Source organism: Streptomyces sp. NPDC045022 (assembly GCF_056432605.1).
On sequence record NZ_JBWKIR010000031.1, the window covers coordinates 1 to 14,407 of the forward strand.

Annotated in this window: 9 protein-coding genes; 2 read left to right on the forward strand and 7 right to left on the reverse strand. The window is 68.0% G+C overall.

From position 1 onward, the window contains the following. The first annotated feature begins 737 nt into the window (after window positions 1–737). Window positions 738–4,007, forward strand: coding sequence for a hypothetical protein (locus AC07C1_RS34780; RefSeq protein WP_478945677.1), 3,270 nt, complete (start codon window positions 738–740; stop codon window positions 4,005–4,007). Window positions 4,008–4,811: 804 nt separating this feature from the next. On the opposite strand, the gene AC07C1_RS34785 is transcribed toward AC07C1_RS34780, so the two are convergent. After that, window positions 4,812–5,591, reverse strand: a complete 780-nt coding sequence (locus AC07C1_RS34785) for a hypothetical protein (protein WP_442702276.1) — start codon at window positions 5,589–5,591, stop codon at window positions 4,812–4,814. A gap of 2 nt (window positions 5,592–5,593) precedes the next feature. Next, window positions 5,594–6,184 (reverse strand): RNA polymerase sigma factor, encoded by a 591-nt coding sequence (locus tag AC07C1_RS34790; RefSeq protein ID WP_478945678.1) that lies wholly within the window; start codon window positions 6,182–6,184, stop codon window positions 5,594–5,596. A gap of 446 nt (window positions 6,185–6,630) precedes the next feature. On the opposite strand from AC07C1_RS34790, the gene AC07C1_RS34795 reads away from it, so the two are divergent. After that, complete coding sequence (locus AC07C1_RS34795; RefSeq protein ID WP_351115448.1) at window positions 6,631–6,819, forward strand: hypothetical protein; 189 nt, start codon at window positions 6,631–6,633, stop codon at window positions 6,817–6,819. An 89-nt stretch (window positions 6,820–6,908) separates the two neighbouring features. Here AC07C1_RS34795 and AC07C1_RS34800 read toward each other — a convergent pair whose 3' ends face one another. From AC07C1_RS34800 to AC07C1_RS34820, 5 genes are all read right to left on the reverse strand, one after another. Beyond that, entirely contained in the window at window positions 6,909–7,037 is a 129-nt protein-coding gene (locus AC07C1_RS34800) for a hypothetical protein (RefSeq protein WP_478945679.1), read from the reverse strand. Window positions 7,038–7,041: 4 nt separating this feature from the next. Further along, on the reverse strand, window positions 7,042–8,301 hold the full coding sequence (locus tag AC07C1_RS34805; RefSeq protein WP_478945680.1) for an AlbA family DNA-binding domain-containing protein: 1,260 nt from the start codon (window positions 8,299–8,301) through the stop codon (window positions 7,042–7,044). A 549-nt stretch (window positions 8,302–8,850) separates the two neighbouring features. Continuing rightward, complete coding sequence (locus AC07C1_RS34810; protein WP_478945682.1) at window positions 8,851–9,942, reverse strand: DUF3800 domain-containing protein; 1,092 nt, start codon at window positions 9,940–9,942, stop codon at window positions 8,851–8,853. Window positions 9,943–10,675: 733 nt separating this feature from the next. Beyond that, window positions 10,676–11,296: a hypothetical protein gene (locus AC07C1_RS34815; RefSeq protein WP_389527881.1), complete on the reverse strand. Its 621-nt coding sequence runs from the start codon at window positions 11,294–11,296 to the stop codon at window positions 10,676–10,678. Further along, complete coding sequence (locus AC07C1_RS34820; protein ID WP_478945685.1) at window positions 11,297–14,392, reverse strand: DnaB-like helicase C-terminal domain-containing protein; 3,096 nt, start codon at window positions 14,390–14,392, stop codon at window positions 11,297–11,299. It abuts the gene before it with no gap. Window positions 14,393–14,407 lie beyond the last annotated feature (15 nt).

Below are 14,407 nucleotides of genomic sequence, written 5' to 3' on the forward strand. Positions count from 1 at the left end.
GCGCGCCGTCTCCTCCGGAGACATGACGCGCCGTCACTACGTGACGGAGAGTTGCGCCGCCGCTCCGCGACGGTTTTGTAACGCCACTCCGTGGCGTTACAGGCTGGCTAGCACGGGCACCGGCCCTCGCTTGCCGTTACATAATTGGAGTGGCGGCATCGTGCGGCATCGTTTGGACTTGGGTGCTCATAGGTTTCTGACCTGCTCATTAATCTCTTTAGGCACTCGACTGCAGCGCTGACTTACGTTGAAGCGCCCTGGCGGACGCCCTTCCTGCTCCCAATGTGTACCCATTTATGTAACGCTCTAGAAGCAAGTGCAAATTATGTAACGGCTACTCTTCGTGTTGGGAGTACTGGTCTGAACCTCTTGTTAAATATCCGACGCCTGAAAAGGGTATACAGAAAACCTCCCAGAGGGACTCTGTAACCTGCCGAGAGAATGCATTCACTCCATTTACATTACCTGTTTTCTCGTGGAGTGTTGGTTGTTCTGTACCGATTCTCCCCAGATGGGGTTCTCCAGAGGGGTGAATCGTTGTGTGCGAAAGGTAGAGTATCAGGACCTAATTCGGGGCTCGTTTTTCTTGTGCTCGGATTTCTTTGGTCGGTTCTCGGGTCTTCCGCCGGTTCGTCACGCTTGGGCACCCGGGCCCGTTCCCGGGCCTCCTGGATCGTCCGGGCCACGACGCTGGTCCAGGCAAGACCAGGCTCGGGCCGCGCGGCTACGGTGAGCCGGTGTCTGATCCTCTTGCCCCTGCACAGCAGGCCGGGCCGTCGCTGGCCGCGTGCGTGATACGCCCGGAACTCGTCTCAGCCCTGCAGGCTCAAGGCGACAAGGGCCGGCGGGCGCTGAGCCTGATGCGGGACGCCGCCCACGTCCTGAATAACACCGACGCGTTCCAAACGCCTTATGAGGTGGCGCAATCGTGTCTGCGGGGCGCACTGGACAGTGTCCTGAGTATCGCGGGCGAGGAATTCCACGGGCTGCGCAGTGCCACCAAGGCGGTCACCGAGGCCGCCGGGGCCGTGACGGATGCCTGGCGCCGACAGCACGAGGTGGAGGCTGCGGATCTCGATGTCCTCGCTGATGCGGTTGAGGAGCTGCGCGCCGAGCAAGCGGACCGCGGCGGGTTCCGCACCCGGCAGATCGGGCACCTGGTGGCCGAGCAGACCCGACAGGAGATGGGGCTGGCTGAAACGGAAGCGGCCCGCAGCTGGAGCGCCTTCTACAGCTCCGCCTCCGGTGTGCTGCACGGATCCGACAGCGGGGCCGACGAGACACGCCGCCAGTTCGACGACATCACGGCCGCCATGGAGCAGCTCTTCCTCACCCTGCCCGAGCGGGCGGACCGGCTGCGGGAGCTGGCCCGGCTGGATGCCCCGGTGCAGCAGGACGCGGACGAGGTCGAGAGGATGACCGACCCGCGGGCAGGGATGTACTTCTTCCAGGCCGCTGTGAGCGGGCGCTGGCTCGACCTGCTGCCGATAGCCCGGCTGCTGCCCGAGCAGACGCGCTGGCCGGCCGGGCCGTACCTGCGGCGGCTGCAGGCCGAGGATCCGCAGCGGGTGTGCGCCTGGGTCAAGGAGAACTTGGAGGCGATCTGTGCGCAGGGGCCCGGTGCCCTGTCGCAGGCGGTCGCCGTTCTCGGCGAGGCGGGTATGGCGGCGGCCGCCGTGCTGGCCGATCTGGTGCGCTCCCGGCCGGAGCGGTTCGTCCTGATCCAGGCCGCGTACTGGGCCGTCGGTGTCGCCGTCGCCGAGCGGACGGGGCAGTGGGTCTCCGTCGTGGAGAACATCCTGCGGGACCGCGACTTCACCACGAGCGAGTCGTGGGAGAGTGGGCAGTTGCTACGGGAGCTGATCGCTACCGCGCACCCCGGTGGCCGGCTGCGCACCGGCCCGGACCGGCTCGGGTGGATCATCCGCTCCGCGCTCGCCGGTGTTCTCGCCGGCCATCTCGGCGACCGGGACGCGTCGTTGCAGGCCGAACTCGTCAACGAACTCGGCACGGTCACGCTGGCCGATCCTCCGCATGCGATCGTCGTGACGCTGATGCGGGCCGTGCTCGATCTCGCCCTGGCCGAGGCACGGCTGGGCGTGCCCGTCGCGCAACGGCTGCGGGGTGTGCGCGGCAAGCTGCCCGCCGCCGAGCACCGGGCACGGCTGATGGCCACGCACCTGACCGAATCCTGGCCCCACGACAGCCTGCAGGCCGAGGCTTCGGCCGACTGGTGGCAGACCGCCATCGAGACCGCACGGCAGGCAGGGGGCGGGAGGTGGCCGAACGCCGACCTCGCCGACTTCCTCGCCCTGCTGGACGCCCACTGCCCGCCCGAGCTGCGGCCGCAGATGGAGGTGGCGCTGGAGGAAGCCCTGAGCGTGCCGCCCGACGCGGCGGAGATGCGTGCGTGGGCCGATGCTTTTCCCGGGCCGGTGCCCAGCCCGTGGCGGATCGTGCGGGGGCTGTCGCCGGTGCTGCCCGAGACAGTGCGGGCGCCGTGGCAGCCGGTACTGGCCCTGCTGGAAGAGAAATACGGACCGCCGCCCGGCCGACCTGATCCGGTCATGAAGACCACCACCTCCTGGGTGGAGGCCTACGGAGGGCTCTCCCTGGAGGCCTTCACCGCACAGGCCCGGGCCGAGGGGACAGCTGCCACGGTCACCGCGCTCGCCGCCGCCCCCGTCAACAACGAAGACTATGCTGACGAAGATCGTGCCGGACTGCTGGGCGAGCTCGTGGCCCAGGACCCGCAGGCCTGGGCCGCCGACCCGGCCGTGATCGCGGCGGCCGCCCAGCGCCCTGCGTTGCAGGCTGCCTACTTCAACGCCCTCCACTTCGCCGCCGGCAGCGGCCGCCTGGATGCCGGCGCGCTGGTCCCCGTCGCCGAGGCCGCCTTCGCCGTACGCCCGCAGGAACAGGAAGGCGACGGGCCGGAGGCGGAACAGCTGCAGCTGGTCATCTCCAACCTCCTGCACCACGCCTGGGACAACGGCATGTCGTTGCAGGCAGTGGAGGCGGACGCCGTGACGTGGCTGCGCGGCCTGGTCACCGGCTGGAGCACACCGCGTCTGGACACCCCTTCGCCGCTGACCGCTGCCTCGACGGCGCCCGGCGCCAGCGCCCTGCTGTCCCTTACCGCCTGGGGCCTCCACCACGTGGGACAGACCAGGGAAGGGCTGCCCGAACCGCTGACGGCAACGCTGGAGAAACTCCTGGGCGCTGAGCCGGACGACCAAGCCCTCGCCGTCATCGGGTTCTGTCTCGCCCAGCTCCACGGCCGCGACCCTGCCTGGACCACCAGCCATGCCGACACGCTCCTGTCCCTGGATCACGCCTGGCGCCCCGCACGCGTCTGGCTCACCCGTGGCCGTCCCGATGCTGCGTTGCTGGCCCGGCTGGAACGCACCGGCCTGTGGCATGCCCTGTGTGCGCCAGGGGCCGAAGGCGCCCTCGACAAAGCCTTCCTCACGCTGCTGGATGACTCCGAACCCCTCGGCCCCACGGGGGAGTTCCTCGCTCATCTCGCCGACTGCCCGGGCGGGATCGAGGCCGTCAGCGAGATGCTGTCCCGGTTGGCCACCTACACCACCCACATGGCAAGCAGCGAGGTAGCCGAGCGGGCCGCCGCCCTGTGGCGGGCCGCGCTGGAGGCCCGTCTTGCGCCCGCGGCCCTGCGCGGAGCAGGGCACTTTGCCTTCGCCGACATCCTTGACGAGAACACCTGGCTGGAGCTCACCGCCGCCACCCTCACCCAGCAGCCCGACCTGGAAGACGCCGACCACGCCGCCGAACGCGCCGCCCGCAGCCCGCACTCCCCGTCAGCCCAGCTCATCGCCGCCGCAGCCCTCGACCACGGGTCCCTGGAGGGCTACCGGCGCATCCGGACCGTCCGTCATGCCGCCGCTCTCTACGCCGGCTCCCCCGTCCAGGACACCCCCGAGCGCGAGGCACTGCGCGTGGCCCTGATCGACGCCGGAGCCATCGACGACGCATACAGAAACTGATCGACACCGCTTAAGGACGTCAAACCGGCCGCCGACACCTCTTCCATTTCCTGTTTCCTAGGTGGTCGGCGTGAAAATGACATGCCCCTTCGTCACTCATGCCAGCAACAAGTGAGCACCACCCGTCAGCGCCAACAAACAGGTCACCGCACCTGCATCACTGACGCCCAGACGACGACTTCCACCGACACTCCCCCCGCAGACCATCAACCGTCAGCACACCGCCTGGCAGGGCCTGATGGACGGGCAGCGCGAGCTCCTGGAGGCCATCGGCGTCGTACCCCTGCCGCCGGCAGGAGGGACCCGCCAAAACCCCCAAGGCGGCCTCTGGCGCCTTCGAGCGGGGCGTGGCGGCCCTCGGCCCAGTACAAAGCCCGCACGGGCTCTGTCACGGTCCCCAGGGCCCACGTAGAGCGGCTGGAGGACGGGACGGAGGTCAAGCCGTTTCTCTCGAACAGCAAGAGCAGGCGCGGGAAGCTGAGTGCCGACAAGCTCCAGCAGTTGGCCGACCTCGGGCTGGAGTGGGCAGCGTAGGGGATCCAGGGATGTGGAGTGCTGAAGACCTGGCCCGGGGTTGCAGCGCGTCGGCAGGGCCATGGCTTGAGCGCCACGCTGGTGGCAGAGAAGGTCGCGGAAGCGCCCACCGCGAGCAAGGGACGCAGCAACAGCTGGACGGCGTTCTCGTCGACCGCGGGCGGTACGCGAGCGCACGTCAGAACTGGCGGGCTGAAGGCGCGAGAGCGCACTACGGGACGGTGGCGTAGCAGCCGCACCTACACGCCGGTCAGCTGCCGTTCAGGGAGATCACATGCTGGTGAGCGCAGATGGACAGCGCTCTGGCTCGGCACGGATAACAAAGACACCTGGTCCCTCAGGTTCCGAGGCGCGGCGCACCCGTTCCTCCCACATGGCAGGCCAGCATGTCGCCGCACTCCATCTCACTCCTTCGAGAGGCACCCATTCCAGGTCAGTACTGCGAAGGTCGCTGTCCACGAAGTCGCTCACGATCTCAGTGAGTGCCTCATGCACCAAGTGCAGATCACCTGCCAAGCGCAGCACCTCCTGGCAGGCACGGACGGTGTTGGCAGGAAGCTTGTAGGAGAAGCTGTCGGCCATGGCACGCGTCATCGGTCCAAGGCAATCATTGCCATGCGCCAAAGCACGGACGCGGGCGAGGCCGTAGGCAAGATCGCGCCTGAGAGCGTGTGCCCACCGGCCAGCCACCGCCAGCCAACCTGCGTCCAGTGCTTCCGCAAGCGCGTCGGCGTCGAGCGTCGCTTCAGCGAAGGTGCGAACGATCTCCAAGACCGTGCTACGCAGCTCCATGCGCAATGCCGGGCTGCATGCCCATAGTTGGCGGGCCTCGTCAGCAAGAGAGCCAGAGCTGGACCGATCGAGCGTGCAGGTGGAACCGCTCGTCGGGGTGGAGCGCTGGCCCATAGCATCGTGCAGCCGCTCGCGGATGCGGTCTGGGATCTGCTCCCTGACCCGGCAAACGTGCTCGGTTCCAAGACTGGAAGCGTCCAGCAATGCCTCGAAGTCATCGGACGCCGACGCAGTGTTCTCACCGTGCGCTGTGGTCATGGTTACTGACCTCCCGCCTGCTCGTCGAGCCCCAGAGCGCGAAGCTTGTGGCGGCTCCGGCTCAGGCGCCGCTCCATGGCCTTTTCGGACAGTCCAACCGATGCCGCTGCTTCCCGTTGGGTGTATCCCAGCGCGCGCCTCACCAGCCCATTGCGCAGTTGCTGATCCGAAAGGGCAGCGAGTGCGCGCCTGACCTGATCCTGGATGACAGCAGCCTGATCCGGGTCGACCGCTCCCTCGTCTGCGAGGTCCACGCATGTGGGCTCATCCTCAAGCGAGACCTTTCCCATCGTGCTCTGTGAACGATCTCGGAACCATTGTTCGTACACCGGACGGAAGGACCGGACGCAAGCCCCCACGTAATAGGTCGTCAAACTCGCGCCGCCTGCCTCTTGCCACCGCCTACCCACCAAGCCGTAGGTGCGGAAGAGCTCCAGTCCGGCCAGCACGGTCTCCGTCGCGAGCAGGTAGCGGTCATCCTGGCTCCAGTCGCCGCCATGCCGCACGCAGATCGGCCGCCCCGCCAATCTGCTCTGGCGAAAGATCTCCCCGCTGTGAGTCCAAGCGAGCATGATCGGCCACCCATACTCCATCAGCCGACAGGCGAACCGGTCATAACGGGGGCCAGCGAATCCGTCGCCCCGCAGCGCCGCAACAAGACGGCCATCGGCTGCAAGGCGGGCTACCCGTTCATCAACGGGTAGGTCTCTATCTCCCAGGGACGGAAGGTGTTCAACAAGCCCTCGGTCGGCTTGGGATGGGCGTCCGCCGTCCGCTTCCGGGCGGTCGACATCGATCCCTGGACTCTTCCTTGACTCGTGACGCCTGAGGACGTGCCGAGACGGGCGTGGTTCGCTCACGTCTACGGTCTTAGCTGCCGGGTAGGCCAGTCCCCCCGCGAATCAGCAAAGTTTCTGAGCAGAAGCTCGTGACATGGAGCACAGGGGGAAGAGGACCGCGAACGGGCTACAGCATCAACACCGGAACCCCGGCGATGCAAACACTTTCTGTGTCGTCGCCTCAATCAATCGGAGTAGATGTGAACAGCCAAGAGCAGGGCCCTCTTCTGAGTCAGCGAGCTGCCATCGTGTTCGTTCTCGGCACACTTGCCGGGCTCAGTGCAGGCGTGCTCACAGCCTTCAACGGCGGCAGCCCAGCTGCTGCGCTCCTCGCTGGCGGCGCGGCGGGCGCGGGCGCCGTCCTGTTCTTTCACACGATCATCGGCTGACGTGCAGCCTCAGCCAGGCGTGCACCCCCAATGCGGGCCCCGGGGACGATGGCTGCTCCCCCGGGGCCCGTTGGTGTGTGCGACTAGGGTCAGATCTCTCCGGCCTCCGTGGCGGTGAGCCAGTCGGCGGCCACGGCATCGGTCAGCAGCGCGAGGCCAGTGCGGGCCGGCCGCACCGAGTGGTTGACGTTTGCCGTCGCCGGTGCGGCGGCCCTCACTCACTCAGAACGTGGTGCCGGTCGGAGCGTGCCGGAATCCGGCGGCGATCTCGTGGTGGCGTGCGGGCACCGTGTTCGGGCCGACGCGGACGTAGAACTCCGCGCGCTGTCCGTCGCGGTAGGCGTACATCTGGCCCCCGCCGGAGACTTCGATCGCGAGGACTGTCTTTCCGTCGTGTTCGATCACGCGTGGCTCGTAAGACGGCACCGGCTCCAGGTTGTCCCGGATCATGCCGACGACCTGGAGGACCTGCTTGTCGACGTTCGCTCCCTCGGGCAGGCCCACGATCTGCAGGTCATCGCGGACGCCGATCAGGACGGTGCCGCCGTCCTGCGATGCGAAGGCGGCGATGGTCTTGAGCATCTTCTTCCGAGAGTCGCCTTCCGGGACCTCCAGTTTGCACTCCAGGTGCTTTCCCTCCCCGTTCGCTAGGAGAAGCTCCAGCTCCGGACCGGGCTGCTCCCAGACGACCGAGGCGTCGCGGGCGCGCCCGTACGTGGGGGCCGGGAAGTGGCGCCAGTCCAGCCACTGGTCCGCGCGGCGGAGCATCAGCAGGCTGTCGTGCGCGAGTCCGCGGGGCAACGCGAAGCGGTAGGCGCCGGCGCCGTCGACGGACTGACGCTCGTTGCCCGCCGCCCAGCTCAGCTCAAGTACCGCGCCGTCCAGGTCCTCGCCGTCTACGAAGGCCGTCAGCAGGTCGGGGCCGATGGTGATCTGCTCAAGCCAGCCCGCTCGCTGCGGCAGGACGATGCGCCACAGGTCCGAGCGGCCCGCGTTGCTGTCGTGGGGGCGCTGGTGGAGGAAGGCGCTGAGGGCCTGGTCGAAGTTCAGGAAAGAGGGGCCGTCCCCAATTAGCAGGTCGTTGTCGGACTGGAGCGTGTTGGCGTCCCGGTTGATGGTCCACTCGGTGCGCGGCCACGGCGTGGTCACCCGGTCCCACTCTTGCTGGCCGCGCAGCCGAGATGTGGAGGCGCTGGAGGGCGGCGGGCCGGGGGCGACGACGTGGAGACCGTGGACATCCTGTTCGCCGCCCCGCAGTAGCGCGGCGATCGTCGGGCCGGGCAGGCTCAGTTCCAGGAAGCTCGCCGTGCTGTAGCGCCAGGCCCGCTCCGTCACCGGGGTGTCGTCGTCCAAGGTGACCTGGCCATGGTGCAGTTGCCACTGTTGTGCGTCCGCGACCAGTGCCAGCCGGACGTTCACGGCGGCGCGCTCGCTGAGCATCGCCACCAGTACGGCCGTGTCCGTCTGCCCGTTGTTCGCCATGTCCGGCCTTCCCTCTCCCCCGCAGCGTGTGGAGCCGAACCAGGCGCACCGTCACGGCCCGTGCTCCCGAGCAGGCTACGCCGGGGTACGCGAGCGGGAGACCAAGTGCTGCTGCTCAGCTCAGGCGGTAGCCGAGCAGCTCGAGGCCGGCGGCCGCGGCGCGGGGTTGCGTCGGCGGCCTCCCGCCGCAGTTCCTAGTCCGGGCCAGGGTCACGAAGGGGATTGCGGTGACCGCAGTCCCAGCACTTAACCGTGTCCGGGAGCCTTTCGAATCGCGCGCCAGAGACGCCGTAGGAGCCGTCGACACGGAAGCCGCCGCACTCCTGGCACGGAGTTGCGCGGAAGGATTTGTCACAGCTTGGGCAGTAGCCCTCCGCGATCTCCGTGCCGATACGGATGTTGAGGGAGTCCGCGCTGCTACAGCGGGCGCAGAAGACCTGTTTCGTGTCCATAGCGCTGGTTTACATCAGATCGGTCTCAACGTTCCCCCCGTCGATCCGCCCGAGCATGCTGGCGTGGAACGGCTCGGGGGCGCTTGTCAGGCGCTCTTCACATCCGGTCGCGGCTGAAGGGGTCAGGCCCTTCGGCGGGCACGAGCGATGTCTGCTCGATCAGCGGCAGGATGATCGGACGCAGCAACGCGCTGGCGTCGGTGGGGTTGCCGGTGCCGCCCTTGGCCACGCTTCCCGCCGCGCCAGCGAGCAGGTCGGCAAGCTGAATGGACGCGTGATCATGGGAACTCCCGCGCACTATGCGCTGGATGCGAAGGCGCCGGTGCATGACGGAAGGCGTAGCGCCGACCCCGGAGCGCAGGACGTTTCTGGTCACCTCCAGCCGGGCGTCCGTGAGTTCTCGGTGTTCGTCAGCAAGGACGCTGATCGCTCCCAAGCGCTCACTCCAGGCTCTTGTCAGGGTGGCGAGCGCGGTGTCCAGAAGCTCCAGGTGCGGCGGCTGTTGAGGCGCTACGTCGTCGTGAAGTGCCTCCGCGTGGGCACGCGTGTCCCGAAGCCATCGCAGGGCCTCGGTGACGTTGCGCCGGGTCGATGTGGTCCAGGCCGCCTCCACTTCTTCGTAAAAGGTCTGGATGACGGCCTGCCGGTCGCCGGGGTCTCTGCGGCGGGCGAAGGCAACGAAGGCCTGCTCCAGCTTGTTGAAGCGGTCGTTCTTCAGCGCACGCCGGCCGTCGCAGGCGAGGGCTCTGGCAAGCCTTCTGGCCTGCCTGTTTTCATGCAGGTCGATGCCGCGTAGGTAGGCCTCTTCTTCGACCAGGAGGTCGATGACCTTGCTCATGATTCCGTATCGCTTGTCGACCACGTAAACCGAACATCGTCCGTGCAGTGCGCCGTCCTTCTGCCACAGGCGGCTGAGCTTCTGCAGTCGGTCTCCACGCTGGAAGTGCTTGAACTTCAGATCGCGGACGGCCGGCTGGATGTTGGTCTCTGTGCGCAGGTCGCGCACGATGCCTTCGGCTTCCGCGTCGTCGACGGCGACTCCGGCCACCATCATGTAGAGGCCTTCGCTCAGAAGATCCTCGCCGTCGTAGCCCGACTCGTCACAGGCTATCCAGCGCCCGTCCGCTTCACTGTCGAGTGTCGGCGCGGTCTGGGTAAGCCGCTCGTACTCGGCTCCGGTCAGAGGCATGACCGCATTGTCTCAAGTGTCAACCACCTGTAGCTGGGGATTCTCCCGACATTGCGAGACTCGGACGCGAAGACGAAGCGCGCGCGATGCTCACCGCCGACAAGCTCTAGGCTCTGGCCGACCTCGGGTTGGAGTGAGCGGCGCAGCCCGAACAAGAGCTTCTCGAAGCGGCTCGGGGCCGTCTCGGAGAGTACGAGGGCGGTCGTCGATGACCGCCCGCCACTTTGGTCACCGGGGCCAGAGGTGCCGTGAAAGCTCTTCCTTGAGTCGGTTGGTGAGCTGCTCGCCTTGCTGCAGGTCCTCCACGGGCAGGCGGACGACCTGGATCCCGCAGCGCTGCCACTGAAGGTCTCGGTTTCTGTCATCGGCGTACCGGCGGCGGCCTCGGTGGTGAGGTCCGTCCCCTTCGAAGACAACTGCCCGTCCGTTCCCAAGCACGATGATGTCCGGTGTCCAGGTGTGGCCGGCCTGCAGCCGTACTCCAGGGAGGGGCGCTATGGCGATGGTGCGATCAGGCGGAGTCGTTGGCGGTCGACGTGAGAATGACATGCCCCTTCGTCACTCATGCCAGCAACAAGTGAGCACCACCCGTCAGCGCCAACAAACAGGTCACCGCACCTGCATCACTGACGCCCAGACGACGACGTTCCACCGACACTCCCCCCGCAGACCATCAGCGTGCCGTGGTTGTCGAGCGCCGCTTTGGGCCGATCAGGTCCTGCGGGCAGTCGTGTCAGGCGCCAATGCCGATGTAGGAGACGTAGGTGTAGGCGCCCCAGTCGGAGTCGAGTTCGGCGATGATGTCGTCCCAGAGGTCTTCCATGGTGTCCAGGTCGCTGGCGACGAGGGCGTCGACGGCGTCGTCCCAGATGTAGCGGACCTGCCGGTGCTGGATCCTCAGGTTGTCGCGGCGGCGTGGCTCGTCGACGGCGGTCTGGTTGACGGGGTGGATCTCGATGCGGGTGCCGCGGCCATTGCGGTTGAGGTGCTGCTTGAGGGCGCCGGGGTTGGCGAGCACGTTGTGGGCTCGCAGGTTCCAGTAGGCGGTGTCGATCGCTTCAAGGTTGGCCGGGCGCGGGCGCTGGGTGCCGCGGGTCCAGGCGCGGATCGTGGCGGGGGTGGCGTGGATGCCGGCGTCGGCCAAGGCTTGGGGGCCGCCTTTGGTGGTGGTGAGGTAACGCATGCGGGCTTTCAGGCCGCGGCGGGTGTCGACCGGGGATTTGATTCCGCCGTCGATGATCATGCGCTCGAGGGCGTCTTCGAGGGCGCGGGCGAGGGCGATTTTTCCGTGGACGTTTCCCGGGTCGCGGTCTGCCCCGTAGTTGCCGAAGTTCTTCCATCCGTCGGTCGACATCTATCGAGCGCTCTTCCTCGGCAGGGGGTACTGGTCTTTTTGTTTCATCTGGGTGGTGAGGCGTCCTTCGGTGAATACGGTGCGCCAGTCGCCGGCGACGTGGAGTTCGTCGGTGCCGCGGACGCGGACGACGGTCAGGCCGTTGCTGTGGGCTCGGTGGGATTTATACCAGAGGTTAGCGAATGCCTGGGAGCGGATGATGTGCATCCAGTCGGGTCGGCGGATGTCGCGGTTGACGCTTGATTCTCCGATGGTGGAGGTGAATTTCGAGTACATGGCTTTGATGTATTCGACGGTCATCGTGTCGTCGGCTTCGATGGCTTTTTTGCGGGCTTCGGTCAGGGCGCGGCGGAATTTTTCCAGGAGGCCTTCGCTGGCGCCGGAGGTCCAGCGCTCGGTGATGTGGGGGGCCTCGCACAGGCCGAGGCGGGCGCAGCGAATGAGGAGGCGGATGGTGGCGTCGTCGAGGAGGACGGGGCCGTCTTCGCGGCGGTTGCCGATCGGGTCGGGCAGGTGGGGGTGGTGCCAGGTGGGGCGGGTAGGGAGGCGGTAGATGCCGGAGCGTTTGGGGTCGAAGCCGCCGTGGGGGTCGTGGATCAGGGCGCCGATGGGCAGGTGGGTCTTGAAGGCGGACAGGAAGCTGGCGTTGGTGTCGAGGGCGTTGACGGTGATCGGGGGGTGGGTGCCGTTTTGGAGGGCGTCCATGAGGTGGGTGTTGGTCCAGTTGTGGCGGCCCTCCCAGATTTCGTCGGCGCCGTCCTTGGTTTTCTTTCGGAGGAATTCGAGGGTTTCCGGGTAGACGGTGTGCTCGTAATTTCCGCCGACGCGGGTTGCCTCGAACAGAGCCATTGCGTTCGGTACGGCCTTTTTCACCAGGGCTTCGGTTGCAGCCGTGATGTCACCGTCGTGGTCGTGGAGGGCTTCGTCGACGGCGCGGGTGATCATGCCGGTGAAGTAGCTGTAGTCCCGGTTTGCGTAGCCGCCCTCTGGCGGAGGTGGGGCGGTGGTGCGGCGGGACGATGGCCTGCGTGGGGCGGCGGTGTGGCCTGTCGGGACGGGCTCGGTGGGCGTGGGCTCCTGGGGCGGGCTGGTGGGGGCTTGGAGAGGCGCCTGCGGGGGCTGTGCGGGGGTGTGCAGGCTCGCGGTCGGTGGCGGCGCTGGGGTGGTGGGGCTGGCGTAGGGGGTGGCCGGGTCGGTGATGCGGGCGTGGGCGAGGTCGGCGTGGAGGGTGAGGGTGGCCTGCGGGCCGAGGTCGCGTTCGGCGACGGTGGCGTGGATCTGGTCGGCGTCGCGGGTCAGGGTGATGGTGATGTCGAGGCTGAGCGCGGCGATGAGGTGGGGGTCGTCGGTGTCGACGGCGGCGAGGACGGGGAGTTCGTGGGTGCGGGCCAGGTGGGCGAGGGCCTGGGCGGCGTCGGTGATCTGAGTCAGGCCGGACAGCGGCAGTCGGGGGTCTTCGGTGGTCTGCAGGCGGTCGACCACGACGAGGGCTAGGCCGGGCAGGTCTGGGACGCTTTCGGCGATCGCGTCGGTGGTCAGGTCGGTGCCGTCGTCGATGTACAGCGGGGCTTGGGCCAGGTGTTGGTGGAGGGCCGCGGTGTCGTCCTGTTCGGTGGGGGTGAGGCGGCCGGCTCGTAGGCGGCGGTAGTCGACGGGCAGGTGTGCGGCGACGATGCGTGCGGCGATGTCGGCTCGGGTGAGTCCGGAGGCGGCGTACAGGACGGGTTGGTGTTGGTCGAGGGCGCTGGTGCGTGCGGCGGCGGTGGCGATCAGGCTGGATCCGGCGCCTGGTGCGGCGGCGACGAGATAGAAGCGGCCGGGCTGGAGGCCGCCGAGGGCGTCGTCCAGGGTGCGGATGCCGGTCGGCAGGCCCATCAGGGGTGTGGGTGTGGTGGTTTCACCGGTGGGGGCGGTGGTGGGGAGGACGGTGTCGAGGGCTTGGGCGAGTGCGGCCAGGCGTCGCGGGGTGCGTGGCGCAGTGGCGGCTGGTGGGCCGCTGGCCGGGATGGTGGTCTCGGGGCCGGTACCGGGCGTCGTGGGAGCAGGGGCCGGCGGGCCCGGCTCGGGCGGGGTCGAGGAGGGTGCGGGGAGGGCGGTCGGCGGTGTGACCGGGTGCTGGAGTGTCGGAATGCTGGGTGTGGGGGTGGCGTGGTTTGGAACGGCAGCAGCCGACGAGCCGGTGGGAGTGGTCGGTGGGGCTGGGGTGGTGTCGGGTGAAGCGAGGGGTGTATTGGCAGGTGCAGGCGTGTCTTGGGTTGCCAGCGCCGGTTCCGGCTGTGGTTCTGAGGCCGCGGTGGGTGCAGAGGCCGCTTCGGCAGGGGTAGTTGTCGGCGCAGGTGCGAGGTCTTCGGCGGCTTCGGCTGCTGCTGTGGTCGGAAGGGGGTTCTGGGCTGCTCGCTGGCCCTTAGGGGGTGTGGTGGAACCCGGGGCTGCTGTTACCGGAGCTGCTGTGTCGGGTGCGGGCTCGGCTTGAGGTGCGGGCGGGGTGGGGGTGCCGTCCGCGGCTGCGGGGAGCAGTACGGCGACGGGGGTCTTGTGGCGGCACAGCACCTGGGGGTGGCCCTCAGCGCCGTACTGGATCAGATCCCCGAGCTTTTTGCGGGCGTCCGCGAAGCTGTGGGTGGTGGCTTGGGTGAGGTCCCAGCCCAGTTCAATTGCGTGGGCGGGGGTGGTGAGCAGTGCATGGTGCGGGCCGCGGGTCAGGGGTGTGGGTTGCCCTTCGATGGCGGCGTCGATCATCTGTCGGAGTTTGCTGCGGGCCTCGTGCAGCGTCGCCGGGCCGGTGAGCGCCGGGGCGTGTGGTGTTTCCGCGTCAGGGGCGGTGGAGGTTGTTTCCGGCTCGGTCAACGGACCGTCGGCTGCCTCGGATTTGCTGTCCTCGCTGTGCGGGCGGTCGGCGTCGTCGGAGGCTGTCTTGGCCACTGCCGACGTAGTGGGGGGCTTCGGGAAGCTTAGGGGCCAGGTGCCCTCCCAGCGTGGGGCTGGATCGGTCGACTCCGTCGGGGTTGCGGGCGCGGCGTCGTTGGCGGGATCGTCCGGCACGGCAGCGCCGGAGGCCGCCTCACCGGCGGTGTGGGACGAACGCGAGGAAGGCACGTGGGGCTCCAAGAA